The 23,116-nt window shown below is 53.5% G+C and carries 28 protein-coding genes, 3 tRNA genes and 3 pseudogenes; 22 read left to right on the forward strand and 12 right to left on the reverse strand.

Going from position 1 to position 23,116, the window contains the following annotated elements:
* The first annotated feature begins 174 nt into the window (after positions 1–174).
* From AC6I8K_RS07000 to AC6I8K_RS07010, 3 genes are all read left to right on the forward strand, one after another.
* Positions 175–250: transfer RNA gene (locus AC6I8K_RS07000), tRNA-Gly, on the forward strand.
* A 42-nt stretch (positions 251–292) separates the two neighbouring features.
* Positions 293–366, forward strand: a tRNA-Cys gene (locus AC6I8K_RS07005).
* Between the two features lie 11 nt (positions 367–377).
* A tRNA-Leu gene (locus AC6I8K_RS07010) sits at positions 378–463 on the forward strand.
* Positions 464–564: 101 nt separating this feature from the next.
* Here the strand turns inward: AC6I8K_RS07010 and AC6I8K_RS07015 are convergent.
* From AC6I8K_RS07015 to AC6I8K_RS07025, 3 genes and pseudogenes are all read right to left on the reverse strand, one after another.
* A pseudogene (locus AC6I8K_RS07015) lies at positions 565–1,212 on the reverse strand (tyrosine-type recombinase/integrase); the annotation flags it as partial.
* A 255-nt stretch (positions 1,213–1,467) separates the two neighbouring features.
* Positions 1,468–1,608, reverse strand: a complete 141-nt coding sequence (locus AC6I8K_RS07020) for a protease FtsH-inhibitory lysogeny factor CIII (RefSeq protein WP_497826440.1) — start codon at positions 1,606–1,608, stop codon at positions 1,468–1,470.
* A 33-nt stretch (positions 1,609–1,641) separates the two neighbouring features.
* Positions 1,642–2,645 (reverse strand): annotated as a pseudogene (locus tag AC6I8K_RS07025) (hypothetical protein).
* A 119-nt stretch (positions 2,646–2,764) separates the two neighbouring features.
* Here AC6I8K_RS07025 and AC6I8K_RS07030 point away from each other — a divergent pair.
* Complete coding sequence (locus AC6I8K_RS07030; protein WP_497826441.1) at positions 2,765–3,031, forward strand: hypothetical protein; 267 nt, start codon at positions 2,765–2,767, stop codon at positions 3,029–3,031.
* Positions 3,032–3,154: 123 nt separating this feature from the next.
* Entirely contained in the window at positions 3,155–3,280 is a 126-nt protein-coding gene (locus tag AC6I8K_RS07035; RefSeq protein ID WP_497826442.1) for a DUF2256 domain-containing protein, read from the forward strand.
* Between the two features lie 108 nt (positions 3,281–3,388).
* Here the strand turns inward: AC6I8K_RS07035 and AC6I8K_RS07040 are convergent, their stop codons facing one another.
* The 5 genes from AC6I8K_RS07040 to AC6I8K_RS07060 all read right to left on the reverse strand — a co-directional run bounded on the left by AC6I8K_RS07040 (position 3,389) and on the right by AC6I8K_RS07060 (position 6,342).
* Entirely contained in the window at positions 3,389–3,973 is a 585-nt protein-coding gene (locus tag AC6I8K_RS07040) for a hypothetical protein (protein WP_497826443.1), read from the reverse strand.
* Positions 3,974–4,111: 138 nt separating this feature from the next.
* On the reverse strand, positions 4,112–4,420 hold the full coding sequence (locus tag AC6I8K_RS07045; protein WP_497826444.1) for a transcriptional antitermination N peptide: 309 nt from the start codon (positions 4,418–4,420) through the stop codon (positions 4,112–4,114).
* Positions 4,421–4,605: 185 nt separating this feature from the next.
* Entirely contained in the window at positions 4,606–5,064 is a 459-nt protein-coding gene (locus tag AC6I8K_RS07050) for a YbcN family protein (protein ID WP_497826445.1), read from the reverse strand.
* A gap of 55 nt (positions 5,065–5,119) precedes the next feature.
* Positions 5,120–5,257, reverse strand: coding sequence for a hypothetical protein (locus tag AC6I8K_RS07055; RefSeq protein WP_196762332.1), 138 nt, complete (start codon positions 5,255–5,257; stop codon positions 5,120–5,122).
* Positions 5,258–5,799: 542 nt separating this feature from the next.
* Positions 5,800–6,342, reverse strand: a complete 543-nt coding sequence (locus AC6I8K_RS07060; protein ID WP_497826446.1) for a replication protein P — start codon at positions 6,340–6,342, stop codon at positions 5,800–5,802.
* Here AC6I8K_RS07060 and umuC point away from each other — a divergent pair.
* The 3 genes and pseudogenes from umuC to AC6I8K_RS07075 form a co-directional block, all read left to right on the forward strand.
* Positions 6,334–7,152, forward strand: a pseudogene (gene umuC / locus AC6I8K_RS07065) (translesion error-prone DNA polymerase V subunit UmuC); the annotation flags it as partial. The gene AC6I8K_RS07060 and the pseudogene umuC overlap by 9 nt on opposite strands.
* Before the next feature lie 5 nt (positions 7,153–7,157).
* Complete coding sequence (locus AC6I8K_RS07070; protein ID WP_497826447.1) at positions 7,158–7,304, forward strand: hypothetical protein; 147 nt, start codon at positions 7,158–7,160, stop codon at positions 7,302–7,304.
* Positions 7,305–7,307: 3 nt separating this feature from the next.
* A complete protein-coding gene (locus AC6I8K_RS07075) occupies positions 7,308–7,448 on the forward strand; it encodes a hypothetical protein (protein ID WP_497826448.1) in 141 nt (46 codons plus the stop codon).
* A 76-nt stretch (positions 7,449–7,524) separates the two neighbouring features.
* Here AC6I8K_RS07075 and AC6I8K_RS07080 read toward each other — a convergent pair whose 3' ends face one another.
* The 4 genes from AC6I8K_RS07080 to AC6I8K_RS07095 all read right to left on the reverse strand — a co-directional run bounded on the left by AC6I8K_RS07080 (position 7,525) and on the right by AC6I8K_RS07095 (position 10,881).
* Positions 7,525–8,280 carry a DUF6602 domain-containing protein gene (locus AC6I8K_RS07080; RefSeq protein WP_497826449.1) on the reverse strand — a complete coding sequence of 252 codons (756 nt, stop codon included), beginning with the start codon at positions 8,278–8,280 and terminating at the stop codon, positions 7,525–7,527.
* A gap of 354 nt (positions 8,281–8,634) precedes the next feature.
* Complete coding sequence (locus tag AC6I8K_RS07085; RefSeq protein ID WP_196762369.1) at positions 8,635–8,805, reverse strand: hypothetical protein; 171 nt, start codon at positions 8,803–8,805, stop codon at positions 8,635–8,637.
* Between the two features lie 166 nt (positions 8,806–8,971).
* Positions 8,972–10,471 (reverse strand): SulP family inorganic anion transporter, encoded by a 1,500-nt coding sequence (locus tag AC6I8K_RS07090; protein WP_497826450.1) that lies wholly within the window; start codon positions 10,469–10,471, stop codon positions 8,972–8,974.
* A 152-nt stretch (positions 10,472–10,623) separates the two neighbouring features.
* Positions 10,624–10,881 carry a biofilm/acid-resistance regulator YmgB/AriR gene (locus AC6I8K_RS07095; protein ID WP_483817149.1) on the reverse strand — a complete coding sequence of 86 codons (258 nt, stop codon included), beginning with the start codon at positions 10,879–10,881 and terminating at the stop codon, positions 10,624–10,626.
* A gap of 485 nt (positions 10,882–11,366) precedes the next feature.
* Here AC6I8K_RS07095 and AC6I8K_RS07100 point away from each other — a divergent pair, with 485 nt between their 5' ends.
* The 14 genes from AC6I8K_RS07100 (at position 11,367) to AC6I8K_RS07165 (ending at position 23,106) form a co-directional block, all read left to right on the forward strand.
* On the forward strand, positions 11,367–11,798 hold the full coding sequence (locus AC6I8K_RS07100) for a MarR family winged helix-turn-helix transcriptional regulator (protein WP_064740816.1): 432 nt from the start codon (positions 11,367–11,369) through the stop codon (positions 11,796–11,798).
* Positions 11,799–11,800: 2 nt separating this feature from the next.
* Positions 11,801–13,471 (forward strand): MFS transporter, encoded by a 1,671-nt coding sequence (locus AC6I8K_RS07105; protein WP_483817150.1) that lies wholly within the window; start codon positions 11,801–11,803, stop codon positions 13,469–13,471.
* Positions 13,468–14,559, forward strand: coding sequence for an HlyD family secretion protein (locus AC6I8K_RS07110; protein ID WP_064740818.1), 1,092 nt, complete (start codon positions 13,468–13,470; stop codon positions 14,557–14,559). Before AC6I8K_RS07105 ends, AC6I8K_RS07110 begins: the two co-directional genes overlap by 4 nt.
* Positions 14,556–15,926, forward strand: a complete 1,371-nt coding sequence (locus tag AC6I8K_RS07115) for an efflux transporter outer membrane subunit (RefSeq protein WP_483817152.1) — start codon at positions 14,556–14,558, stop codon at positions 15,924–15,926. The genes AC6I8K_RS07110 and AC6I8K_RS07115 overlap by 4 nt, the downstream gene beginning before the upstream one ends.
* 234 nt (positions 15,927–16,160) lie before the next feature.
* A complete protein-coding gene (locus tag AC6I8K_RS07120) occupies positions 16,161–16,550 on the forward strand; it encodes a hypothetical protein (RefSeq protein ID WP_497827227.1) in 390 nt (129 codons plus the stop codon).
* 189 nt (positions 16,551–16,739) lie between these two features.
* Positions 16,740–17,477, forward strand: a complete 738-nt coding sequence (locus AC6I8K_RS07125) for a beta-ketoacyl synthase chain length factor (RefSeq protein WP_483817153.1) — start codon at positions 16,740–16,742, stop codon at positions 17,475–17,477.
* On the forward strand, positions 17,467–18,264 hold the full coding sequence (locus AC6I8K_RS07130) for a lysophospholipid acyltransferase family protein (protein WP_497826451.1): 798 nt from the start codon (positions 17,467–17,469) through the stop codon (positions 18,262–18,264). The genes AC6I8K_RS07125 and AC6I8K_RS07130 overlap by 11 nt, the downstream gene beginning before the upstream one ends.
* Before the next feature lie 3 nt (positions 18,265–18,267).
* A complete protein-coding gene (locus AC6I8K_RS07135; protein WP_007887282.1) occupies positions 18,268–18,525 on the forward strand; it encodes a phosphopantetheine-binding protein in 258 nt (85 codons plus the stop codon).
* Between the two features lie 11 nt (positions 18,526–18,536).
* A complete protein-coding gene (locus AC6I8K_RS07140; RefSeq protein WP_064740823.1) occupies positions 18,537–18,791 on the forward strand; it encodes an acyl carrier protein in 255 nt (84 codons plus the stop codon).
* A 4-nt stretch (positions 18,792–18,795) separates the two neighbouring features.
* On the forward strand, positions 18,796–19,350 hold the full coding sequence (locus AC6I8K_RS07145) for a COG4648 family protein (protein ID WP_497826452.1): 555 nt from the start codon (positions 18,796–18,798) through the stop codon (positions 19,348–19,350).
* Complete coding sequence (locus AC6I8K_RS07150) at positions 19,347–20,675, forward strand: AMP-binding protein (protein ID WP_497826453.1); 1,329 nt, start codon at positions 19,347–19,349, stop codon at positions 20,673–20,675. The genes AC6I8K_RS07145 and AC6I8K_RS07150 overlap by 4 nt, the downstream gene beginning before the upstream one ends.
* Complete coding sequence (locus tag AC6I8K_RS07155) at positions 20,662–21,009, forward strand: ApeI family dehydratase (protein WP_064740826.1); 348 nt, start codon at positions 20,662–20,664, stop codon at positions 21,007–21,009. Before AC6I8K_RS07150 ends, AC6I8K_RS07155 begins: the two co-directional genes overlap by 14 nt.
* Entirely contained in the window at positions 21,003–22,697 is a 1,695-nt protein-coding gene (locus AC6I8K_RS07160; protein ID WP_497826454.1) for a glycosyltransferase family 2 protein, read from the forward strand. The genes AC6I8K_RS07155 and AC6I8K_RS07160 overlap by 7 nt, the downstream gene beginning before the upstream one ends.
* Complete coding sequence (locus tag AC6I8K_RS07165) at positions 22,690–23,106, forward strand: acyl-CoA thioesterase (RefSeq protein ID WP_483817157.1); 417 nt, start codon at positions 22,690–22,692, stop codon at positions 23,104–23,106. The genes AC6I8K_RS07160 and AC6I8K_RS07165 overlap by 8 nt, the downstream gene beginning before the upstream one ends.
* The last annotated feature ends 10 nt before the right edge of the window (positions 23,107–23,116 follow it).

Genomic DNA, 23,116 nt, shown 5'->3' on the forward strand with positions numbered 1-23,116 from the left:
CGAGTCTGCAAGAAGCTGAGTTAAATCAGTAAGTTCGATGAAGAAATACCAGAACCGAGTAGTTGAGTTGGCAACAAGGCGGCAACTGAACGAATCCCTGGGAGCTTACATTGGTAAGTGACCTGGGTGAGTGAAGGAAGCCAACGCAGTGGCAAACTCAAATACGATGGTTATGCGGGAATAGCTCAGTTGGTAGAGCACGACCTTGCCAAGGTCGGGGTCGCGAGTTCGAGTCTCGTTTCCCGCTCCAAATTTAGTGGTTCGTATTCAACGAATTACATCTCAGATTAAAGGCGCGTTGGCAGAGTGGCCATGCAACGGATTGCAAATCCGTCTACCTCGGTTCGACTCCGGGACGCGCCTCCAATTTACACCCTGCCCGGGTGGTGAAATCGGTAGACACAAGGGATTTAAAATCCCTCGGCTTATGGCTGTGCGGGTTCAAGTCCCGCCCCGGGCACCATATTTGAAGTCTGAAAAAACCTAATAAAAGCAATACAATAAGCAGTAATGTCGTAACCGCCCAAGGGCGGTTTTTTTGTGGCCGTTGCTTCCTTCCTAATATCAAACGCTCTTCTTCTGGCCGCCAACCACTGGAACGACGACGATCTTGCGATCGTATGCTGCAGTTTGTTCAACATTTTTATGACCAGTTATAGCTCTCTTCTCATAAAGATCACCTTCCAAGTTAGATACTCCTTTGGCTTTCAAATCATGGAATGTGAAATCGAAAAGTAACTCAGGAAATTTATTACGCGCTTCTTCACGCGCTGAACTCCAGCGGCTGTTGAAACCATCACGCGTATATCCTGAACCGTTTGGCTGGTGGATTATAAAAACGCTGCTCATTCCAAGCTTAAGTGGAAGTTGTGAAGACATTCCGATGACTTCTGTAAGGCGAGGGGACCAGCCTTTTATTTGTGCAACACTAGTTTTACTCTGCTTGATCAGAATACCCTCTTCCATAATCTGGCTCTTTTTCATAGACAAAACATCTGCCTGTCTGGCGCAGCATAGATACGCTAACTCCATTGCAATTTTAACGATGTCTGGAGCACATGAATAAAGAGCTTTATATTCAGCGTCGGTAACGTACCGATCTCGGGATTCTTCCCTGAACTTTTTAACGCCTTTAGTAGGATTCCCTTTAACCATGCCGCGCTCATATCCCCAGCGGTACATGCGTGACATAAAAGCTTTCTCGCGGTTAGCCACTCCATGACATCCTTGATGTCCAGCTGGTTGAGAACCTTCCTGCCGTCGAAATCCAGCAGAGACACCTCTGTTATTTCGGCGATCATCATTCCGGGGCGTTGTCCGGCGCGGGTTTCAATTTCCCCGCATTCGATTTTCATCTTCATGCCAGCGCACTCCTCAACAGATTCATCGCCACCGCCCACTTAGCGGCGCTGCTATACAGGACAGCTTCACGGGAAAGCTCCTGTGCCTTTCTGAAGTGATTTTTCTTCATGGCTTCCCCGGCTGGTTTAATGTGTCGATAAGGGAGCGCCAGCCAGAACGGAGGCGGCGAACGAGACGATCAAGTTGTGACGTGTTATAGCCGAAGTCACCCATGTGGGTGGCCCCAGCGACGGCGTAAGTCTGCATGGGTGATTCCTTGGTGTTGGTAAATTGGTTAAATCAGTAGGTGATGCGGGTGTGAGGGATTTGGTTGACTTTCAGCGCTACCAGAACTTCAATTGCCTGCTCGCGGTTTAAGCTTGTACGGCCAAAAGAGCGGTGACAACTTCAGTGCCAATCTTCTTGCGATGCGCTTCATTTGCAGCACGCGCTGCGGCTTCGTCGGCGATGCGCTTCTCTTCAGCGAGACGAGCATCTTCCACTGCTTTGGCTTTACGCTGCTCCTCTGCAATCGCTGCCTGCTTCTCTCGTTCAGCCTGTTCACGCGCTTCCTGCGCCAGTTTTGCAGTGCGATCCTGCGCCTCTTTGGCTTCGCGCTCAGCGCGTTCCTGTGAGGCGATGCGGTCACGTTCGGATTGCTCTGCTTTGGCCTGCAAATCACGCTCACGCTGTGCTGCTGCTACGCGTTCCTGCTGCGCTTTCTGCTCAGCCTCAATGCGTGCCTGCTCGACAGCCTGACGCTTAATCTCTTCATCGTGGGCAATGCGCTGGCGTTCAGCTTCGGCTTTCGCTTCTGCTGCGTCCCGGTCAAATTTCTCATTCAGGAGTAGGGCTACTTCGTGGTCAGCTTCAAATTTCTCAGCTGCAGCCTTGTCATGCGCTTCGTTCATTTCCAGCGCTTCAACATGCCAGGCGATCATCTGTTCTTCAGCAGCAATGCGGTCTTGCTCAGCATCCCACTCAGTGCGCGGCGCTAAAATCTTGTCTCGGATGGTGTCGCACTCACGGGTGAAACGGCGAAGCTCTTCCTCTGCCGGCTTAACTGTCTCTTTGAGGTGCTTGAGATAAACCCGCCCGGGCTCCTCTATGGCTTTCTTGCTTGAACCGACCATGCGAGCCAGAGAGCCAATTCGCTCGCGTCCCTTTTTGGTGCTTACGTCAGGAACTTCTGATGCCAGCTGGCGAATCTGCTCCAGATAACCATCAAGTCCGTTCGGCACATACAACGCTGGCGCTTGTTCTGGCTTAATTTCCAGTACTGCTAAATCCGTTGTTTCACTCATTTCCTTCTCCTGCGGGCAAAAAAATACCCGCACATAGGCGGGTTTATTTAGGAAATCCCTATCACAGCAAGATTCATAACTGGCTTGTAAAGAATCAGAGGGTTAGGGATTATCAAATCATGACTACATACCGTGTAAGAGTGGGTTTTCATAACCCAACAGGCCTGACTTTCAGGCAACTTGATGAAGTGCTCGAACCGTTACGTTTCTGGAGAACTGAAACGTGCGGTGGAAATTTCCGTTATTACATGGAGTACGAATATCAGACAGAGGTCAGGAGCATTTGTGATGTATGTGAGCTAGCGTATTCACAGGCATGTAAGGTGAGAAAATGCCCGCTGATTCTTGTTGAGGCCAAACCTCATGAAGAGGTTTCTCAAAAATAGTCCCGCTTATTGCGGTCTATTCATAACCACGTGCATAATATCTGGCTTGCTCGGCAAGGGCTGGCGGCCTAATGAATTCGTATAGCATATTGACTCTGTGACACTATGCGCATGAGGTGCGTTATGAAGAAAAGTGAGCTCCCAACCAAAGTCTGCACCATGTGTGGAAGGCCTTTCACCTGGCGGAAAAAGTGGGAGAAATGCTGGGATGAAGTGCGTAAGTGCTCGGAGCGGTGCCGGCGCAGGTAGATAGGCATTGCGCAGGAGATGCCTGCTTTGCCCACAATGTTTGATGAACAGTTGCCGTAAAAAAGGCCGCATCAGGCGGCCATAAGGGCATTTATAATCTCAGTTAAATTATTGCTTTAGTGATGGGCTACTTATAAAACTACTTGATGAAAATGCGGGTAAGCTGTCTTTAGACACATTTTGAGCTTCAGTGGTAATGCGACTTTCTAAGTTTTCGTTCTTATCAATAATCAATTCTTTGTCTTGAATCATTAGCGTAAACATCGGCATGTGTTCAGATGTATATTTCATGTAAGTTTTGATTTTTAACTTAAATGCAACTGTACCCGATAAATTCTCTGCTTTAATCGCTTTATCGCCAGTGAGATTTTGGCTTTCATTGACATCTTTTGCAATTTTAACTAAAGCCTCATGAAGATCTTTTGAAAAGTTACTAGGATCAACATCGATTAAATTTATGGCTGCTGGTGATTTATTTGTTGAATTAACCAGAGTTATATCCATGCCACGGCTCTCACTGTAAACCTTGCCAAGATTTACATGACCTACCGTGGTGGTAAGAATGTTTTCTCTAGGTTGCACATGTTCCTTCTGTAATAGAAGCCCACTATTCACCATTGCAGCGGTAAATATCGATGTGCCCAGAATAACTGATGCAGCAATTAAAGAAATTCCTGTGATTTTATTGGTCATGCTATCAATCCTTGCTCTCAAAGTTGTACCGACCAATTCTACTTCTATGTATGAGGTCTAAACACTCGATTAGAATCAATTAAACAGCTTATTTAACCCTTTTTGCTAAAAGAATTTTTATGGTTTATTGGATGGACATCACTTAACTATGTGAACCGCGTCTTTACGCACCTTTCGATGACCGGCCTGATATAACGCAACCTGGGGGATACACATCCCGCTCTCTATTTCGCTACCCATATACTTCGAAGCACCCGTCAGAATCTGCTTGTGATACTCCGTCTCGGTGTCGACTGCCTTCACTACACGATCAGCCCGTTTACGGTTCAGCGTGAGGATAGGGCGGCACGTTGGCGAAGCTTTCACGCCAACCAACAGGGGGTTGGCTTGCTTCCATGCTGATTGTTTCTCAGCACGAGCTGCACGGCGTTTTTCTTGTGCATTCATGGTCATTCTCCTGTCAGTTAGCTTTGGCGTTGTGGTGGCATCGTGGACCAGCTATTGCTGAGACCATCCCGAAGTAGCCAGCCTGGTCGAACGACATCCGCCTGATGCGGAACGCCATGAAGGTAACCGGCACTTTTCAGGCCACTCGCTCGATGTATGCCAGGTCTTTTTCACTCCACGTCTTCTTAGGCATTTTGTTTTTCCTTCAGCTTTTGGTATTCGCTATCGTGCGGGATTGTCAGCGCCAGACCGAACTGCGCACACCACCGCTCAACCTGATTCAGAAAGAAATGCATCTCTCCGGTATCTAGGCTGGATGTGTGTCGGGGTTCGTAGGTGGTGACCTTCTCGCCGGTAACGAAGTCGGTGTAGGTGATTTCTTCGCATCCAAGATAGGTGCGCTTGAGGTTTCGCTTTACCCATTCAGGCCTGGCGTCGGCACGGCCGGACTTAATCAGATAGGCGCTGATTTCGCCGTACCACATATGGGATAAGGAGTTCTGGTTGATGCTGCGTTTTTCTTTCCACGGCTTAACGATTAGCCGGTAGCTTTCGCCAGATTCGAGCAGAGGAAGAAGCTGTTGCCCGATGGCGATGAAGTTCGATTTGTGTAACCGAACCCCATTTATAGAGATATCGGTCATGTGATTTATTATGTTTATATTTAAGCGGTGCTTATTTCCCTGGTGTAATGCCTTTTTACTTATTCGGATACGGCCAGGAGTGGTCTATGCCCGCAGATGAAAGGATTCCGGTTACAGCCAGATAAGCCAAAACCAGCGCAAAAATAACAATTGCTGATATTTCAAGTGTTTTTATGAAGTGATGCTTAGCCATAAATATCCCTCTTTAGTTTGGGTGTATTAAACTCTCCATCTGAAATAAGATGTTACCGGTAAGGCGCAAGTCAAATTCACGCTGTGAAACATAAAGCAGAATTTATTGATTTTTTGCGATGCGAAAATTCACCTCCACTTTTGAGTCAATCATATCTGCTACTTCTGTGGCTGGTGAATTAGCTCAGGACGGATATGTAACTTTCATGCCGGCTGCCTGAACAGCTTTCACCACATCCCTTTCGTAACAGCGGTGCTGAAAAACACCCTCAAATCAATATTCGCTGTCGCTTACTTCCGGCAGAGACACACTCCCTTAATCTGGCAGAACCAGGCTGCGGCTCACACCACGAAGACGGTTCAAGTAACCTTTTCTGACGAGAGCATTTACGTGTCCACATGCGCTGTTCTGCGACTTCCAGCCAGAAGAAAAACGCGCGATCGACAACAGCATCGCGATATTCCATGTACGTCCTGCGCAGGTCATGCTTATCGCCGTGCACGCTACGGTAGAGGCGCTAAACCTGATGCGTACCCCTTCGCTCATGATGACCTCGCTGATTTCAGTTTTGCGCGGAGCATGGCAACGCCTTCGAGTGCTTTCTCGCTGGTTGATGGGATGGAGAGCTTCAGCAGCTGCTTGCGCGGTTCAGGGATTTCCTCGCCTGATTCAATGCGCTGAGCCATCTTACGGAGCTCGGACCGGCACTTAACACGCAGTTCTGCCTCGCTCAGGTTCCCTGCGCGCATCATGCTGTACAGGCCGGTGACCATCCAGTAATCGGCGTTGGTCTTCCACGGATAAAGCTCAGCGGTCTCGTAATCACCACGTTTGGCGCAGTAGGTCATCACCATTAAATACAGGCTGTCTTCATTCGGCAGGCCAACAGCGCTGAATGACGCCTCTTTGCACCACTCAATGAACTGGCCCGGTGATGGCAGGAATGGAGAGCCGCTGGCGCGTGCGTGCTTCATGCCTGCTGACAGCTGCTGCTTGCTGTGGATTCCGTTCTCAGCGAATGCAGCGATCCACTGACGCTTAGATGCAGCCTCGTCTTCCGGTCGTCTCCAGGCGGTGCTGACCATGCTGCTAAAAAGTGGACGAAGACCGGCGGCGTGCTTGACCTGTCGGACGTGGAGCGTCAGCGAAAACTTATGGCGCTGATAGACGTTGAGGATGTGTGGGGCGTGGGAAGGCGGATTTCCAAACGCTTAAAAATTATGGGCATCAACACAGCTCTGGACTTAGCTAACAGCACCATCAAGCTGATGCGCGATAACTTCACTGTCATAATGGAAAGAACCATCCGGGAGCTGCGCGGCGAGCCCTGTTTCGAATTGGAAGAGTTCGCGCCGACTAAGCAACAGATAGTCTGCTCACGTTCGTTTGGCACCCGCATTACTGAATACGAAGACATGAGGCAGGCAGTTTGCTCGTATGCAGAACGAGCCGCGGAGAAGCTTAGAAGGGAGCGCCAGTATTGCAGTCAGGTAGCCGTGTTCGTCCGAACCAGTCCGCACGCTGAAGGCGAGGTGTTCTACGGCAATCAGGCAATGGGCAAGCTGAGAACTCCGAGCAACGATACGCGCGACATCATTCGGGTTGCCATGCAGGGGCTCGACCATATATGGCGCGATGGTTGCCGATATATGAAAGCAGGCGTGATGCTGGGCGACTTTTACAGCCAAGGCGTCTCTCAGCTCAATCTCTTTGACGAATTCAAACCACAGGCCAACAGCGAGGCGCTTATGCGCGTTGTTGACGGTCTCAACCAGAGCGGGAAGGGTAAATTATGGTTTGCAGGACAGGGTATCCAGAAATCATGGGAGATGAAGCGCAAAATGTTGTCGCCGGCATACACAACCAGACTGTCAGACCTGCCCGTGGCGAAGTAACGTTTTTGCTTCAACCACTGCAGCATCTCATCCCAACCAGCAAGAGCTGCTACCTGGTGGAATTGAAGGGCCGTAGCTGCATCGTTGATGAGAAGAGGCGGCCACAGAACGGTGATACCGTATTGCTGGATATGTCCGGCATGTATGAGTAGGCGATGATCATGATTACACCGCGGCGGATTATTACAGACGATGGATTATTTATTACGGATGACCTGCTGGAAGACGTGGCGGTCGTCGGTGTAGTTACGCATGAGGTTACATCAGTGCAAGAGCAGGATGGTTCGCCGATTTAAAAAAATCATTCTCTAACAACTATAATGACGGAGAATGATTTTTTTAGCATTTATTACAAGATCAATATTAACTTAATTATGAAAGCTGCATCCATTCTTTGATGTCAAAACCCCCACGCGTATGCGCAGTTTCCTCAATTTGAGAAAGCAATAACCATACAAAATTCCTCATATTTTCGGTTGGAGATAACCTTCTTCTGAAAGGAATTGTATGTTCCCCTGCATTTATTTTTGACCATACTCCTTTATCAAGAATACATATTAATTTTAAAAGTTGATCGCCTATAGGCTTGGCAGTGCTAGTAGAATGTGGTTTGAATTTATTTTGAATCTTTTCGGAAATATATTCTTCGTTTGCTCTATCGTCTTCTTCCTTAAGTTGAGTGCTTGATTTATATGCGAATACAGCATAAAGAGGGTAAATTGAAGCTTGAGAACTTTTTGCCATTTCAAGATGATCAATGTAATTGGGGTTCAGAGTTGTGGCTGAATGTAGAGAGCTTCTTAAATCAGTTGCATTAAGCTCACTTTTAACTTCTATGACGCACATGACGCTATCTAGAGGAATAATTCCTGCGCCTGCTCTTAACATCAAGGGTGGAAATTTACGTTTATCGTAAATGATTACGTCCATTTGCGGGCTCTGCTTTCCTTTACAATCCACAATAATTCCTGAAGAAATATCGTAGTGATGAGGAAGTAGGGGAGACAATATTTCAGATATAAAAAACTCTCTAAATACGCCCTTCTCTAATGGATGATGTAAAGTTGAAATTAAAGAACTTTTCTTAATAAGATTATCTGTTGCAATATTAATTATTTTGTCAAGCATTTTACCCTCAAAGATTTTGATGAGTTGCTGGAATTAAAAGGGGGCTGTTTCTAATCCTAATATAATGGAAGTTCAAAGGCTAAGTCCATGATAAATCTAGTTGAGTAGATTTATTTATATTATGATTATTATGGTTAAATGATTGATAATTAATAATAAAAAACCTGATTTAAAATCCCTCGGCTTATGGCTGTGCGGGTTCAAGTCCCGCCCCGGGCACCATATTCGAAGTAGTAAAAAAACCTTATAAAAGCAATACAATAAGCAGTAATGTCGTAACCGCCCAAGGGCGGTTTTTTTGTTTTTGTCCCTTCATGCTGCGCAATAAAAAACCCGGCAATGCCGGGCAAATCATTACGATTGCGGTTGTCCCACCGGTCCAGCACCTTCGCTTGCGCCCGGCACCGGTTGGTTGCTTGGTGCATGTGGACGTCCATCACCGCCGACCGCATCGCTTTTGTGCATACAGCCGGAAAGCGATACCAAGGTTAACGTCACCAACACTGCTTTTGTTAAAATCTGCATCTGCTTCTCCAGTTTAAAAATCGATTGCGTTACCAATCTCAAAGAGATCAAAGGATTGACCGTGAGGTAAGCAAAGGCAGTAGCAGCGATTTACGCAAGCGAAACGCGGCGAGAATAATAAAAAACGCCGGATTTCCGGCGTTTTTCATCTCAATCCTAAAACAACCTATCCTAGGTTCCCACTCAGTCGATCGCGAAAATCGCTACTGCGGTTATCCAGCCCGATGAAGGTGACGTTCGCGCCGTGGCGGTGATAGCGATACTCGATGGCATCGAGAGCCGCCACGCTGGAAGCATCCCAAATCTGCGCGTGCGTCAAATCGATGGTAACAGTTTTAGGATCGTGGCCGTAATTGAAGTGTTCAAACAAATCATTGCTACTGCCGAAGAACAGTGGACCGCGTACGATGTAGTTAACCTGTTCACCGTCGTCACTCAACTGACGTTCAGCGTGAATCACGTGGGCGATGCGGCGCGCAAACAGCATCATCGCCAGGATCACACCTATCAGCACGCCAATCGCCAGATTGCCAGTCCACACAGTGACGGCAACGGTCAGCACCATCACAAATGTTTCGGACCACGGCATGCGTTTCAACGTTGCCGGTTGCAGGCTATGCCAGTTCACCGTTTTCACTGCCACCACCATCATAATCCCCGCCAGCACCACCATCGGGATCTGCGCCATAACGTGGCTCAATCCAGTAACCAGTAACAGCAGCACGATACCCGCCGCGACTGTTGAAACACGCGTACGAGCTTTGCCTAATTCGACATTTACGATGGTTTGGCCAATCATGGCGCAACCGGCGATGCCGCCATAAAAGCCCGCCAGAATGTTGCCGACGCCAAGCGCCCAGGATTCACGGCGTTTACCAGACGGCGTATCGGTAATGTCATCCACCAGCTTGGCGGTCAGCAGCGACTCCATCAGGCCAACGAAGGCGATGCTCAGGGCGGTCGGCCAGATAATGTGCAGCGTGTGCAGATTGATCGGCACCAGCAGCGTAGTGAAGCCTGGCAGACCCGCGGTCATTGGGCCTTCATCCGCAACATTCGGCACGCGATAGCCCAGCAGCAACGCCACAGCCGTCACCACCACAATGGCTACCAGTGGTGAGGGTACGCTTTTCAGCACTTTCGGCAGCAGCAGCACAATCGCCAGCGTGACAGCGAACAGCACCCACACCAAACCGGATTGTCCCCATACATGCGGGACCTGCGCAAAGAAGATCAAGATACCAAGGGCGTTAACGAAGCCTATCATCACTGAGCGCGGGATATAGCGCATCATGCGCGATAACCCGGCAAGCCCAAAGATAATCTGGATAACGCCGGCCATAATTACCGCCGGCAGGATGTATTCAACGCCGTGTGCATGCACCATCGGGCCAATCACCAGCGCTACCGAACCGGCTGCGGCGGTGACCATCGCCGGACGCCCACCGAGAATCGACAGCGTCAGACATAATACCACCGAGGCAATGAGGCTGACTTTGGGGTCGACACCCGCAATGACGGAGAAGGAGATAACTTCAGGGATCAGCGCCAGCGCGGTAATCATTCCCGCCAGACACTCACGGGTTAACAGGGCGGGCGAACGTAACACGCGGCCCACGGTGATATCGCTCTCCACCGCAGTGGTGCGCTCAGTTGGTTGGCTCATAGATTATGCAGGCTCTTATAGTAATGTGCGCCTACCGTCGCGGTAAGGCAGTAATCAGTTAGAATTTTCCGAGGAAGGATGTTACCGGGCAAAAGGATGAGACGCTAGCATGATGGGGTGGGTGAGAGTGATTCCATCCCTGGAATCCGGCTTTAGACCGCGAGATCGTCAGGTGTCTTATTCACGACCAATTCAAGCAGATGGCGATAAATATCTAGCTGAATCACATCGCTTTCCATCTCCAGACGGTTAATCAGAGAGGAAATAATTGCTTTATTGGAAACCGGCATACCGGCTTGCAGGATTTCGGCAATGATCTGCCCGAAAACTTCCATCTCGGTGCTATCGCTGTTACCGGCAAGTTTGAAAAAGTCTGCGAGGGCGTTATTACTGGTGGCGACGTTTTGCATGTGTGAAGCCCTTAAGATCGGCCTGATGGCAATGTGCCTTCAGCTCCATGATGAAAAAAACTCGCACGCGGACAGGCGCGCAAGACCCAAACCATCAACCAACGCAAAAAGACACCTCTGAAGGTGGAAATCCACAACACCTTCAGAGGCGACGCAAAGTGCATCATTCGTTACGGAGCCATCAGCTGGCTCACGGGACGTAAACTTATACAATCTAGTGTAACTTGTACAATCAGGATTTTGAGCAATTTGTGCTAATCATTATTAAACAATGAGTTATAATTTGTAATGTTTTCTAAAAGCTATACAGATACCGGCATTTCAGCCAAAATTCAGCGCCAGTTGTACAACTCATAAAGAAAGCTGGAGATTCTTTGCCGCGCCAGCTACGTTTGCTGAGGTAAGCAACATTTTCATTGGCGGGCGGCTTCGCATATAATAACGCTCCCATTTAGTTAGATACCTAACCATTAGGCCACTACGTTTTGAGCGACTGTCCCCAACCCTTTTCTCGTTTGCTGCATCTGACCGCGCACGCGTGGCGTTTGGCCGTAGATCGTCGTCTTAAAGAGAGCGGACTGAGTATGAGCAGCTGGATGGCGATTACTAGCGTAGCGACCGCGGCTGAGCCGCCAACGCAAAAAGCCCTGGCCCAGATGCTCGGTTTAGAAGAGGCCAGCGTGGTGCCCTTGGTGGATCGATTAGTTAAGCAGCAACTGCTGGCACGCGTTCAGCCGCCGGAAGACCGCCGCAAACGTCTGCTCATTTTGACGGATCAAGGTCGCGTGGCATTTGCTGAAGTCAAAACTCAAGCGGATGCGCTGCGTGCACAGTTGCTGGCGGATATCGATCCCGCATCGCTGGCCGTGACAGAAAAAGTGCTGCAACAACTGCTTACGCGTCTGGGAAGCGTCTAATCGTGGCAAAACGTAATCCTTATGCTCAACGCGAATGGCTGCCTCACGAAAAACCGATGCTGCCGGGTTCGCCTTCAACCCCGCTGCACTCGCCGTCGAAGCGCATCGCCTTTGGCATCATCGGTCTGCTGATTTCCATCACCGGCGCACTGAGTAATGCGCTGGTCTCTGCCAACCTCACCAATCTGCAAGGCACTTTCGGCGCATACAGCAATGAGATCGCCTGGCTGCCCGCGGTGTATGTGATGGGCAATATTTCGATCAACCTGCTGCTGGTGAAGTTTCGACAGCAGTTTGGCCTACGGCTCTTTACCGAAGCGTTTCTGGTGCTGTACGTGATCGTGGCGTTTTTCCATCTCCTCGCCAACGATCTCAGCTCGGCGATTATCGTGCGTACCGCACATGGCATGGTGGGGGCGGCGCTCAGTTCGCTCGGCATCTATTACCAGATTCAGGCATGGCCTGCGAAGCACCGCCTTAAGGCACTGGTTATCGGTATTACCGCCTCGCAATTGGCGATCCCGCTGGCGCGTTTATTTTCCACCGAACTGTTGCAACTTGAAGCGTGGCGCGGCCTCTATCTGTTTGAACTCGGCCTGGCGCTGATTGCGTTAGGCTGCGTACTGGTCGTGAAGTTGCCGCCCGGCGATCGCATCAAAGCGTTTGAAAAAATGGATTTCCTCACCTTTATGCTTATGGCCCCAGGCATGGCGTTGCTGTGCGCGGTCTTGTCGCTGGGACGCATCGAATGGTGGTTCAGCACGCCCTGGCTCGGGGTGGCTCTGGCGCTGGCGTTGGTATTGATCGTGGCGGCGATAGTGGTGGAGCACAATCGCAAGAATCCGTTGCTCAACACGCGCTGGCTCAGCAATGGCATGATTGTGCGGCTGGGCATTGTGATGATTATGATGCGCATCCTGCTGGCGGAACAAAACACCGGCGCGGTGGGATTCCTGCAGCAGCTGGGCTTACTTAACGATCAAATGCGCGGCCTGGCGTTAGCCATCATTGCTGGGGTGATTTGCGGCATGATTGCCAGTGCCTTAACGATTAAACCGACGCATCTGAGCTGGCCGATTGTTGCCTCGCTGGTGGTAATGATCGTCGCCTCGCTGATGGATGCGCAATCCAACCCGCTGACGCGTGCCCACAATCTCTATTTCAGCCAGTTTTTACTCGGGTTCGGCAGCGCCTTCTTCCTTGGGCCGGCCATGCTACTGGGAATTGGTGGGGTGGTAACGCAGCCGAAGAACCTCGTCAGCTTCTCCGTGCTGTTCGGCATGAGCCAGAACTTAGGCGGACTGATCGGCGCAGCGATTCTCGGTACCTTCCAGACGTGGCGCGAAAAGTATCACTCCAGCCTGCTGGGGGACCAGCTGTCGCAGCTCGATCCCAACGTCACTGAACGACTTAGCCAATACAGTTCATTATTTAGCAGTCAGCTGCCCGATAACCTGTTGCTCAGCGCGCAAAGCAGCGCACAGCTGCAAACGGTGGCCACGCTGCAGGCCAACGTGCTGGCCTATAACGACACCTATCTTCTTACCGCCGCGCTGGCGTTCGTCACCTTAATTTGGGTGCTGTATCGCCTGACGCGTTTACGTTATCTCACCTGGCGACAGACTAAAATGAATGCGGCACAACCCCCAGTAACCCCGACGGAGAATTCATGAGCCAACAGGACGACATTCAGGCTGCAGAGCGCGAGCGCACTAACCGCCGACGCATTCTTTCGATCGCCGCCGGCAGCGGCATTGTTATCGTCGGTGTACTGGTTATTTTGTATGCCTGGCAGTTGTGGCCGTTCACCAGCACCATACAATCGACGGAAAATGCCTACGTGCGCGGTCAGGTCACCTTTATCAGCCCGCAGGTCAATGGCTATCTCACTGAGGTTAACGTCGTTGATCTGCAGCCAGTGACCAAAGGCCAGTTGCTGATGACCATCGACGATCGTATCTATCGTCAGCGAGTGCATCAGGCGCAGGCGCAGCTGGATATGAAAATCGCCGCGCAGAACAATAACCAGCAGCAGCGCAAAAGTGCCGAAGCCAATATTCTCAGCAACAAAGCGGCGCTGGAGAATGCCAAAGCCCAGGCGCTGAAAAGCAGCCTCGACCTGAAGCGTGTGGAGAATCTGGCGGCCGACGGTTCGCTGTCGGTGCGTGAACGTGACGCGTCGCGTGCGGCTAATGCACAGGCACAAGCGCAATTGCGTCAGGCGGATGCGCAGGTTGCCGTTTCACAACAAAACCTGCAAACCGTGGTGGTAAATCGCGCGTCACTGCAAGGCGATGTCGCCAGCGCGCAGGCAGCGCTAGAACTGGCAAACATTGATCTGGCGAATACGCGCATCATCGCGCCGGACAGCGGTCAGCTCGGCCAGCTGTCAGTGCGTAAAGGCACTTATGTCACCGCTGGCACGCGGTTAACCTCGGTGGTGCCGGAGAATAAATGGATCATCGCCAACCTGAAAGAAACTCAGCTGGCTCGCGTGCGTCCCGGCTTGCCGGTAAGCATTCGCGTCGATGCGCTCGACGGTAAGCATTACGACGGCCGGGTGGAGTTTATATCGCCAGCCGCCGGTTCCGAATTCAGCGCTATTTCACCGGATAACGCCACCGGCAACTTTGTGAAAATTGCCCAGCGCATTCCAGTGCGTATCAAAATTCTCAACGACGATCTGCAGGCCCTGCGCCCAGGCATGTCGGTGGAGGTGCACATTGATACTGCTGCTGAACCACACAAGGATGCGCCATGAAGCGCTTACTGCTAGCCACCTGCGTGGCACTAATGGTGAGCGGCTGTGCAACAGAAGTGGAAAAAGCGCCATCCTCTTTGCCGATTCCAGACAGCTGGCGTCAGCAGGTGGGACCGAGCGCGGCACCTGAAGCGCAGTGGTGGCAGAACTTTGGCGATACGCAGCTCAATCGCCTCGTTAATCAGGCATTGCAGCACAACAGCGATGTCCTCACGGCGCGTTCGCGTGTGGATCAATATCGCGCCGAGTTGCGTGCTGCGCAGGGTGATAATTTCCCCACGCTGTCCGCGGGCGTGGCGGCCACGCATCAGCGTGCGCTGTCGGCGGCGACCGGTCAACCGTATGAAAGCGCGGTATTTCAGGGATTGCTGCAGGCCAACTATGAAGTGGATTTATGGGGCAGCCGCAGTAACAGCATTCGCGCCGCAGAAGCTTCGCTGGATGCGCAGCGTGCCGCCGCCTCTGCCGCCGAGTTAACCGTTGCCAGTTCGGTGGCCTCGGGCTATCTCAGCCTGTGCGCGCTGGACGAACAACTGCGCGTCACCGAAGCCACACTGGCGACGCGTGAGAACGCCCTCAACCTCGCACAACGTCAGTTTGAAACCGGCTACACCTCGCGCCTCGAGTGGATGCAGGCAGCATCGGAATACCAAACCGCTAAAGCGCAGATCCCGCAGTTGCAGCATCAAATCGAGCAGCAGGAGAACGCGCTCAGCGTGCTGGTGGGCATGAATCCGCGTGAAATTGCGCGCAGTAGCCAGTTTGATCATATCAAGCCGCAGACATTGCCCTCGCTGCTACCGTCGCAGTTGCTGAATCGCCGGCCGGATATCGTGCAGGCACAGCGCCAGCTGCTGGCTGCCGATGCTTCGCTGGCGTCAACGCAGGCCAAACTGTTGCCATCGCTGAATCTCACCGCCAGCGGCACCTTGCAAAGCAGCGAACTGCATCAGCTGTTAGATAATCCGTTCCGCTTGTGGAGCATTGGCGGCAGCATTTTGGCTCCGCTGCTGAATCGTGAAGCGCTCACGGCTCAGGTGGATGTGGCAATGGCGACGCGGAATCAGGCGCTGTACGGTTATGAGAAAGTGGTGCGTAATGCCTTTTCCGATGTGGATAACGCGCTGGATGCGATTCGCCGCAGTCAGGAGCAGCTGACGGAGTTGCAGAAGCAGGAGAGTTATGTGGCGGAAGCCTATCGCATTGCGCATAACCGCTATCAAAACGGCTACGCATCTTATCTGGATGAGCTGGACGCGCAGCGCACGCTATTCAGCACCCAGCTAAATATTGTGTCAGTAAAAAATACGCTGCTGTTAGCCCAGATTGATCTCTACCGCTCACTCGGCGGCGGCTGGCAGGGTTAAACATCATGCTACAAGGCCATTTTTCGGTAGAAGTTCCGCCGTATATCGGTCTGCAGCTGGTTTTAAATCGGACGTAAATCGTTATTAAGTGATTCATGCTTCTTTTTACTTGTCTTTACAAATAATGTTATTATCCGCCCGCTTTACACAGTCTGAACGGAACAGTGTTGGTAAGTTTACCGGCGCGGTCGTAAGCCTAAGCGGCTTGCAGAGACAGGGGAAGAAAAGGAAATGATGAACAAAAAAATCGGTTTAGCGTTGTGGGTAACAGCGGCCCTGTTAACCGGCTGCGCACCGCGTACGGCACCCATCCAGAATGTTAGCCAGACCGTAGGTCAAGGCTACTCAGATGATCAAATGAAGCAAGCGATCGTGCAGGCGGGTGCCGCTAACCATTGGGTGATGACGCCAGCAGGTCCCGGCGTGATGAATGGTCACCTGGCCGAGCGCGGTCACACGGCGGATATCCGTGTGAACTACACTGCGAACAGCTATCAAATTCAGTATGTCAGCAGCCAGAATCTGAAAGCAGGTAGCGGTCAGATTCACCGCAACTACAACCGCTGGATTCAGAACCTGAGCCAGGGCATCCAAACGCGCCTCGCGGTTGAAGCCGTTAAATAAGCGCGAAGCGAGATGGCTGACATAATGTTGTAAAGTTAGCCGCAACGCTGCCGAAATAGAAACAGGCGGGCCTTGTGCCCGCCTTGTTAATCGGCGACATCCGCATGGGATGACGGGTAAAGAGAGCAAGGAAGGGATGCCGTGCAGCGAAAATCTGACCATCCCTGAGGCTGAAGAAAGAATACAGGTATGAAACTCGCTTACTCCCTTGTTGACTGGCACGCCATCGCGCCGGGCAACAGCACCGCAGAACAGTGGCAACGCTGGGCGCAACAGGCGCCGGCGTTGGATGCCACGCAACCTATCGCGAAACCCCAATTTTTGCCGATGATGACCGCGCGTCGTCTCAGCGCCGGTAGCCGTGCTGCCGTTGAGTGCGGGCTGGCGCTGCTGGCGCGGCAACGCGTGGATGCCATCGTCTTCACCAGTCGCCACGGCGAGTTGGAACGTAACCTGCGCATTCTCACCGCGCTGGCGGAACAGCAAGCGCTGTCGCCAACCGATTTCGCCATGTCGGTTCACAACTCTGCAGTGGGTAGCTTAACCATCGCTGCGCGTCAGCCGCTGGTGTCATCCTCGATTTCGGCCGGCATCGATAGTTTCCAGCAAGGACTGATTGAAGTGGCGGCGCTGCAACAGGCGGGATACGCGCAGGTGTTGCTGGTGGATTTTGACGGCGTGGTGCCAGATTACTATCGTCCCTGGCTGCCGGAAATCGATCGCTTCAATGCGCCGTATGCGGTGGCGCTGCTGCTGCGTGCTGGCGATGAGTGGTGCTGCGAGGCGCGGGCCGGCAAACCCGCAGAGCCGCACAACGATCTGCCGCAAAGTCTGCAACTTCTCGCGGCCGTACTGCGTGACACGCCAGGCTTTAGCATTGCCGGCGAGCGCCATCAGTGGATCTGGGAGCGTAACGATGGTGGATAATTCGCTAACCGAGGCGCGTCCCGGTTTCAACTATTACTGGCGACTGGTGATGACTGGCGTCAGCTTTACGCTGTTCAGCGTGGGCGGTCTGTTGCTGTCGCTAATCTGGTTCAATTTGCTGCTTTTAGTGCAGCGCGATGGCCTGCGCCGTCGCCAAATCGCCCGCAGTAGCATTGCCTGGAGTTTCCGCTGCTTCCTGCGATTCTGCCGTTTTGTCGGTGTGTACGATTACCAGATTATTGGCGCTGAACAGCTGCGTCAGGATCGCGGCTGTCTCATCGTCGCCAATCATCCGTCGTTAATCGATTACGTGATGATTGCTTCAGTGCTGCCGGAGATGGATTGTCTGGTCAAAGCCGAGCTGCAGCACAATATTTTCTTTCGTGGCGTGATTCGCGCCGCCGATTACCTGATTAACAGCGAAGCCGATACGCTGCTGCCGGATAGCCAACAGCGGCTGGCGCGCGGCGATACCCTCCTGATTTTCCCGGAAGGCACGCGCACGCGCTATGGTGAACCGCTCAAGCTGCAGCGCGGTGCCGCGAATATTGCGGTGCGTGCTGGATGCGATTTGCGTGTGGTGCATATCAGCTGCACCGAGCGCATGCTCGATAAGCAAAGCCGTTGGTATCAGATTCCGCTGGTTAAACCGATTTTTACTGTACGCGTCCAATCGCGAATTGCTAGCCACGCCTTTAGTGAAGCGGAAGAGGATGCGCAGCCGCTGGCCGCACGTCGCCTGACGCGACATCTGCAACAGGCGCTGGTGCCTGACGAGACCAACTAAGTTATGCAAGTACTGATTAACGACATCAAACAGATGATTATCGACACGCTGAATCTGGAAGATATCAGCCCTGACGACATTGAAACCGACGCGCCGCTGTTTGGCGAGGGGCTAGGCCTCGATTCAATCGATGCGCTGGAACTGGGACTGGCGGTGAAAAATCGCTTCGGCGTACAGCTCTCTGCCGAGAGCGAAACGCTGCGCGCGCACTTTTTTTCCGTGGCAACACTGGCCGCGTTTGTTGAACAACAGCAAGCCTGAGAGCAGTCAACATGATGAACAAAACTGAAATTTACCAGGAAGTGGCTTCGCTGCTCACCTCGCTGTTTGAAATTGAGCCGCAGGATATTCATCCCGAGGCTCGCCTCTATGAAGACCTTGAGCTGGATAGCATCGATGCGGTCGATATGGTGGTGCACCTGCAAAAGCGTACCGGTCGTAAGATCAAGCCGGAAACCTTTCGCGCGGTGCGAACCGTGCAGGACGTGGTTGACGCCGTCGACCAGCTGATGCGCGACGAAGCCTGATCGCATGCTGTTGCGGCTGTTAAATGGACTGGCGCTGCTGGCGTGGCCGTTTCTGGTGTGGCTGACCATCACCCAGCCACAGTGGCGCGCTGTGACGGGCTTGCTGGCGCTGCTGTTTGTGCTGCGCGTCTGGCGTTTACGTCGTGCAGCCGGCCCGATGGGGCGCGTGATGCTGCTGCTGGCGGTGGTGGGCACCGCGTTATGTCTCGCCAGCCTGCTGCTGCGATCGCAACATCTGCTGTTGTGGTATCCGCTGGTGGTCAACGCACTGATGCTGCTGCTGTTTGCTGCGTCGTTGTGGAGCCCCATGCCACTGGTGGAAAGGCTGGCGCGGCTGCGCGAACCGCATCTGCCGCCGCGCGCGGTGCGTTATACCCGTCGCGTGACGCAAGTGTGGTGCGGCTTTTTCATCTTCAATGGCAGCGTGGCGCTTGTCACCTGTCTGCTCAATGATGTCACGCTTTGGACCCTCTGGAATGGGGGCATCAGCTATCTGCTGATGGGGACGCTGATGGCTGGCGAATGGCTGCTGCGTCAGCGCATAAGGAAACAGGCATGAACCCACATAGCCTCCGCGAGTGGCTCACCGCGCCAGATCGCATTGTTGCCTGGCATGGCCAGCAGCAATATACGCTGCACACCTTGCGTCAGCAGGTGCAGGCGCTGGTCGATCGGCTGCAACACCAGCCGGGCCAACATTGGGCGCTGTGTTTTGACAATAGCTATGCGTTTACAGCCGCGCTGCTGGCGCTGTGGCACGCCGGAAAAACGCCGGTAATGCCTGGACATTGCCGCGCGGCCCAGCTGGAAGAGATGGCCGACAGTCTCGATGGGGTAATCAGCGATATGCCGCTGGCGCTATCTCTGACGCAGCTGCGCTGGGATGGCGCCATGGCGAGCGGAACGTTGCCCGCGATCGCCGCCGACGCCACGCTGGTGCTGTTCACCTCCGGTTCGACCGGCACGCCGCGTCGCGTGGTGAAGTCGCTGCGCGCGCTGGAACTTGAAGCCTGCTGGCTCAATACCTTGTGGGGCGCACGATTACGCGATTGCCATGTGATTGCCTCCGTCAGCCATCAACATCTGTATGGCCTGAGTTTCCGCATCATCTTGCCGATGGCGCTCGGGTTACCCTTTGCCGCGCAGCAAATTTTCTACAGCGAACAGCTGGCCGACCAATCGGCCGATCGTCGCTACGTCTTTATCAGCAGCCCGGCGTTTCTGCGTCGGCTGGATCCTGCGCTGACCGGACCGCGCTGTGAACTGATTGTGTCCGCCGGTGGCGCGTTGCCGTGGACAGCCGCGCAGCATGCACAACAGGCGCTGAGCTGCACCGTCGATGAAATTTATGGCAGCACCGAAACTGGCGTGATTGGCTGGCGCTGCGCCACAGAAGAGAACGCGCTGTGGCACGGTTTTCCGCATATCACCTTGTGCGAGGAAGACGCTGGGCGCTGGCGGGTATTTTCCGCCCTGCTGGAAACCGATGACGGTTGCGCGCTCGACGATCGCATTGTGCTGCAGTCGTCGGGCCAATTTCAGCTGGCGGGTCGCCAGGATCGCGTGGTGAAGATTGAAGATAAGCGCGTCTCGCTGAGTGAAATTGAACGCCGCTTGCTGGCGTTGCCCGGCGTGGAAGATGCCGCCGCGCTGGTGATTCAGCGTCACAGCCGACACGCCATTGGCGTGGTGCTGGCGCTGCCCGACAGGGTGGATGCGGTTACGCTGCACCAGCTAAAAATTGCGTGGAAACGCGCGCTGCAACCCTGGCTGGAGCCGTTGGCGATGCCGCGCTACTGGCGCGTGGTGACGTCGATTCCGGTCACGGCACAAAGCAAGCGCGCCTGGCCACAAATTGAGGAGTTGTTTGATGTTGCCGGTTGAATTGCATGCCCAGCAGCAGGGCGATGCTCTAACATTGCGCCTGCGCGCCGCCGCCGATCTGCTTTGGTTCCGCGGCCATTTCCCGACGTTGCCGATTCTGCCCGGTGTAGCGCAACTCGATTGGGCACTGCATTACGGCCTGACGCGTTTAGCCATCGGTAAATCCTTCGCCGCGATTGACAATATCAAGTTCCAGCAGCCGGTACCGCCGGATGCCGAACTCGAATTGCAACTGCACTGGCAGGCAGAAAAATCGCTGCTCAGTTTCAGCTACAGCGTGATCAATGGCGCGCTGGCGACGGTGGCCAGCAGCGGGAAGATCCGCTTGTGTTGAACGCTCACTTCACGCCCTGCGTATTGATTCCCTGCTATAACCACGGCGCGATGCTGGCGTCGGTACTGGCGCGACTGGCACCGTTCAATTTGCCGGTAATCCTGGTGGATGACGGCAGCGATGCAACGACTAAACAGCAGATTGCGGCGCTGAATGCGCCGCAGTTGCAGGTACTCACGCTGGCCTACAATCAGGGCAAAGGCGCGGCGGTGATTGCCGGCATGCGCGCGGCGGCGGCGGCGGGTTATACCCACGCGCTACAACTCGATGCCGATGGCCAGCATCAGGTGGAAGACACGCCTCGCATGCTGGCCGAAGCGCAGCGTTATCCGCATTGCCTGATCTCCGGTCGGCCGCTTTACGACGCATCCATTCCCAAATCGCGCCTGTATGGTCGTTACATCACCCATTTTTGGGTATGGGTCGAAACCCTTTCGTTCTCGCTGACAGACAGCATGTGCGGCTTCCGCGTCTATCCACTCGCGCCTTCACTGACGTTGTGCGATCGGCATCCGATTGGTCAGCGCATGGATTTCGACACCGAAATCATGGTGCGCCTCTATTGGCAGGGCACGCCAAGCCGCTTTCTCGCCACGCGTGTGACCTATCCGGAAAGCGGTGTATCGCATTTTGACGCGCTGCGTGACAACCTGCGCATCTCATGGATGCACACGCGCCTGTTCTTCGGCATGCTGCCGCGCATACCGCAATTGCTGCGCCAGCGTGGCGATGCGCAACACTGGTCTGCCACGCCGGAACGTCGCGGGCAGAGCGGTTTGCGCTTTATGCTGTGGCTCTATCGCCGCGCCGGACGCTTGCCGTTTGTGCTGTTACTGTGGCCGGTAGTGGCTGTCTATTGGCTCACGGGCCGCACCGCGCGCGCTGCCTCGCAGCAGTGGCTGACGCGGGTGCAAACGGTGGCGCAACAGCAAAATATCGCGCTGCCTGCGCCGGTGAACAGCTATCGTCACTTCCTGCGTTTCGGCTACAGCATGCTGGATAAAGTCGCCAGCTGGCGTGGCGACCTGCAATGGGGACGCGATATCGATTTTGCGCCCGGTGCCGAAGCCACCGTTCGCGCCGCCGAAGGGCAAGGCCATCTGATTCTGGCGTCGCATCTGGGTGATATCGAAGCCTGCCGTGCGATGGCGAAACAGGTCAGCGGTCTGGTGATTAACGCGCTGGTGTTTACCGATAATGCACAACGCTTTCGCGAGGTGCTGGAGAGCATTGCGCCGCAGGCGGGCGTCAATCTGATGCCGGTCACCGATATCGGGCCCGATACGGCCATTCTGCTGCAGCAAAAACTCGATGCCGGCGAATGGGTGGCGATTGTCGGCGATCGCACCGCCGTTCATCGCCAACGTGGCGGCGAACGGCGAGTGGTGTGGAGCGAATTTATGGGCCATCCTGCGCCGTTTCCGCAGGGGCCATTTGTGCTGGCGGCGGCGTTACGCTGTCCGGTACTGCTGATGTTCGCGCTGCGCGAGCAGGGCAAGCTGAGCGTGCATTGCGAAGCCTTTGCCGATCCGCTGCTGCTGCCACGTGCGCAGCGCCAGCAGGCGTTGCAGGACACCGTGGATCGCTACGCCGAACGACTACAACAGCATGCGTTACTGGCGCCGCTCGACTGGTTTAACTTTTACGATTTCTGGACGTTGTCCGAGGAGAAAAGCCGCGATGAGTGAAAGCATCTACCGCGCTGAGGTGGAGATTACGGTGTCGTTTCACGACTGCGATCCAATGGGCGTGGTGTGGCACGGCAACTATTTCCGCTTTTTTGAAGTGGCGCGCGAAGCCTTGCTGCGCAGCGTCAATTACAGCTACGGCGAAATGGCTGCCAGCGGCTACGTTTGGCCGGTAGTGGATACCCACGTGAAATATCGCCAGCCGCTGCGCTGTGAAGAGGTGGTGCGTATTGCCGCCAGCATTAGCGAATATGAAAACCGTTTGCGTATCGATTACGTGATTCGCAACGCGGCGGGGCAGGTAACCACCAAAGCGCACACGCTGCAGGTCGCGGTGAATGCCGCCACGCAGGAGATGTGTTTTGTCTCGCCTGACATTCTGTTTGAACGCCTCGGAGTGAAACCGTGATCAGAACCCT

Source organism: Pantoea sp. X-Soil-ISGK-421 (genome assembly GCF_059730785.1).

Coding starts and splice junctions, on each gene's coding strand:
- AC6I8K_RS07135 (WP_007887282.1), top strand. CDS start 18,268: ATGCAAGTACTGATTAACGACATCAAACAGATGATTATCGACACGCTG.
- AC6I8K_RS07140 (WP_064740823.1), top strand. CDS start 18,537: ATGATGAACAAAACTGAAATTTACCAGGAAGTGGCTTCGCTGCTCACC.
- AC6I8K_RS07110 (WP_064740818.1), top strand. CDS start 13,468: ATGAGCCAACAGGACGACATTCAGGCTGCAGAGCGCGAGCGCACTAAC.
- AC6I8K_RS07130 (WP_497826451.1), top strand. CDS start 17,467: ATGGTGGATAATTCGCTAACCGAGGCGCGTCCCGGTTTCAACTATTAC.
- AC6I8K_RS07045 (WP_497826444.1), bottom strand. CDS start 4,420: ATGAATGCACAAGAAAAACGCCGTGCAGCTCGTGCTGAGAAACAATCA.
- AC6I8K_RS07125 (WP_483817153.1), top strand. CDS start 16,740: ATGAAACTCGCTTACTCCCTTGTTGACTGGCACGCCATCGCGCCGGGC.
- AC6I8K_RS07035 (WP_497826442.1), top strand. CDS start 3,155: ATGAAGAAAAGTGAGCTCCCAACCAAAGTCTGCACCATGTGTGGAAGG.
- AC6I8K_RS07085 (WP_196762369.1), bottom strand. CDS start 8,805: ATGCAGATTTTAACAAAAGCAGTGTTGGTGACGTTAACCTTGGTATCG.
- AC6I8K_RS07145 (WP_497826452.1), top strand. CDS start 18,796: ATGCTGTTGCGGCTGTTAAATGGACTGGCGCTGCTGGCGTGGCCGTTT.
- AC6I8K_RS07075 (WP_497826448.1), top strand. CDS start 7,308: ATGATCATGATTACACCGCGGCGGATTATTACAGACGATGGATTATTT.
- AC6I8K_RS07115 (WP_483817152.1), top strand. CDS start 14,556: ATGAAGCGCTTACTGCTAGCCACCTGCGTGGCACTAATGGTGAGCGGC.
- AC6I8K_RS07055 (WP_196762332.1), bottom strand. CDS start 5,257: ATGGCTAAGCATCACTTCATAAAAACACTTGAAATATCAGCAATTGTT.
- AC6I8K_RS07060 (WP_497826446.1), bottom strand. CDS start 6,342: ATGGTCAGCACCGCCTGGAGACGACCGGAAGACGAGGCTGCATCTAAG.
- AC6I8K_RS07155 (WP_064740826.1), top strand. CDS start 20,662: ATGTTGCCGGTTGAATTGCATGCCCAGCAGCAGGGCGATGCTCTAACA.
- AC6I8K_RS07020 (WP_497826440.1), bottom strand. CDS start 1,608: ATGCAGACTTACGCCGTCGCTGGGGCCACCCACATGGGTGACTTCGGC.
- AC6I8K_RS07050 (WP_497826445.1), bottom strand. CDS start 5,064: ATGACCGATATCTCTATAAATGGGGTTCGGTTACACAAATCGAACTTC.
- AC6I8K_RS07080 (WP_497826449.1), bottom strand. CDS start 8,280: ATGCTTGACAAAATAATTAATATTGCAACAGATAATCTTATTAAGAAA.
- AC6I8K_RS07095 (WP_483817149.1), bottom strand. CDS start 10,881: ATGCAAAACGTCGCCACCAGTAATAACGCCCTCGCAGACTTTTTCAAA.
- AC6I8K_RS07090 (WP_497826450.1), bottom strand. CDS start 10,471: ATGAGCCAACCAACTGAGCGCACCACTGCGGTGGAGAGCGATATCACC.
- AC6I8K_RS07120 (WP_497827227.1), top strand. CDS start 16,161: ATGAACAAAAAAATCGGTTTAGCGTTGTGGGTAACAGCGGCCCTGTTA.
- AC6I8K_RS07165 (WP_483817157.1), top strand. CDS start 22,690: ATGAGTGAAAGCATCTACCGCGCTGAGGTGGAGATTACGGTGTCGTTT.
- AC6I8K_RS07150 (WP_497826453.1), top strand. CDS start 19,347: ATGAACCCACATAGCCTCCGCGAGTGGCTCACCGCGCCAGATCGCATT.
- AC6I8K_RS07040 (WP_497826443.1), bottom strand. CDS start 3,973: ATGACCAATAAAATCACAGGAATTTCTTTAATTGCTGCATCAGTTATT.
- AC6I8K_RS07030 (WP_497826441.1), top strand. CDS start 2,765: ATGACTACATACCGTGTAAGAGTGGGTTTTCATAACCCAACAGGCCTG.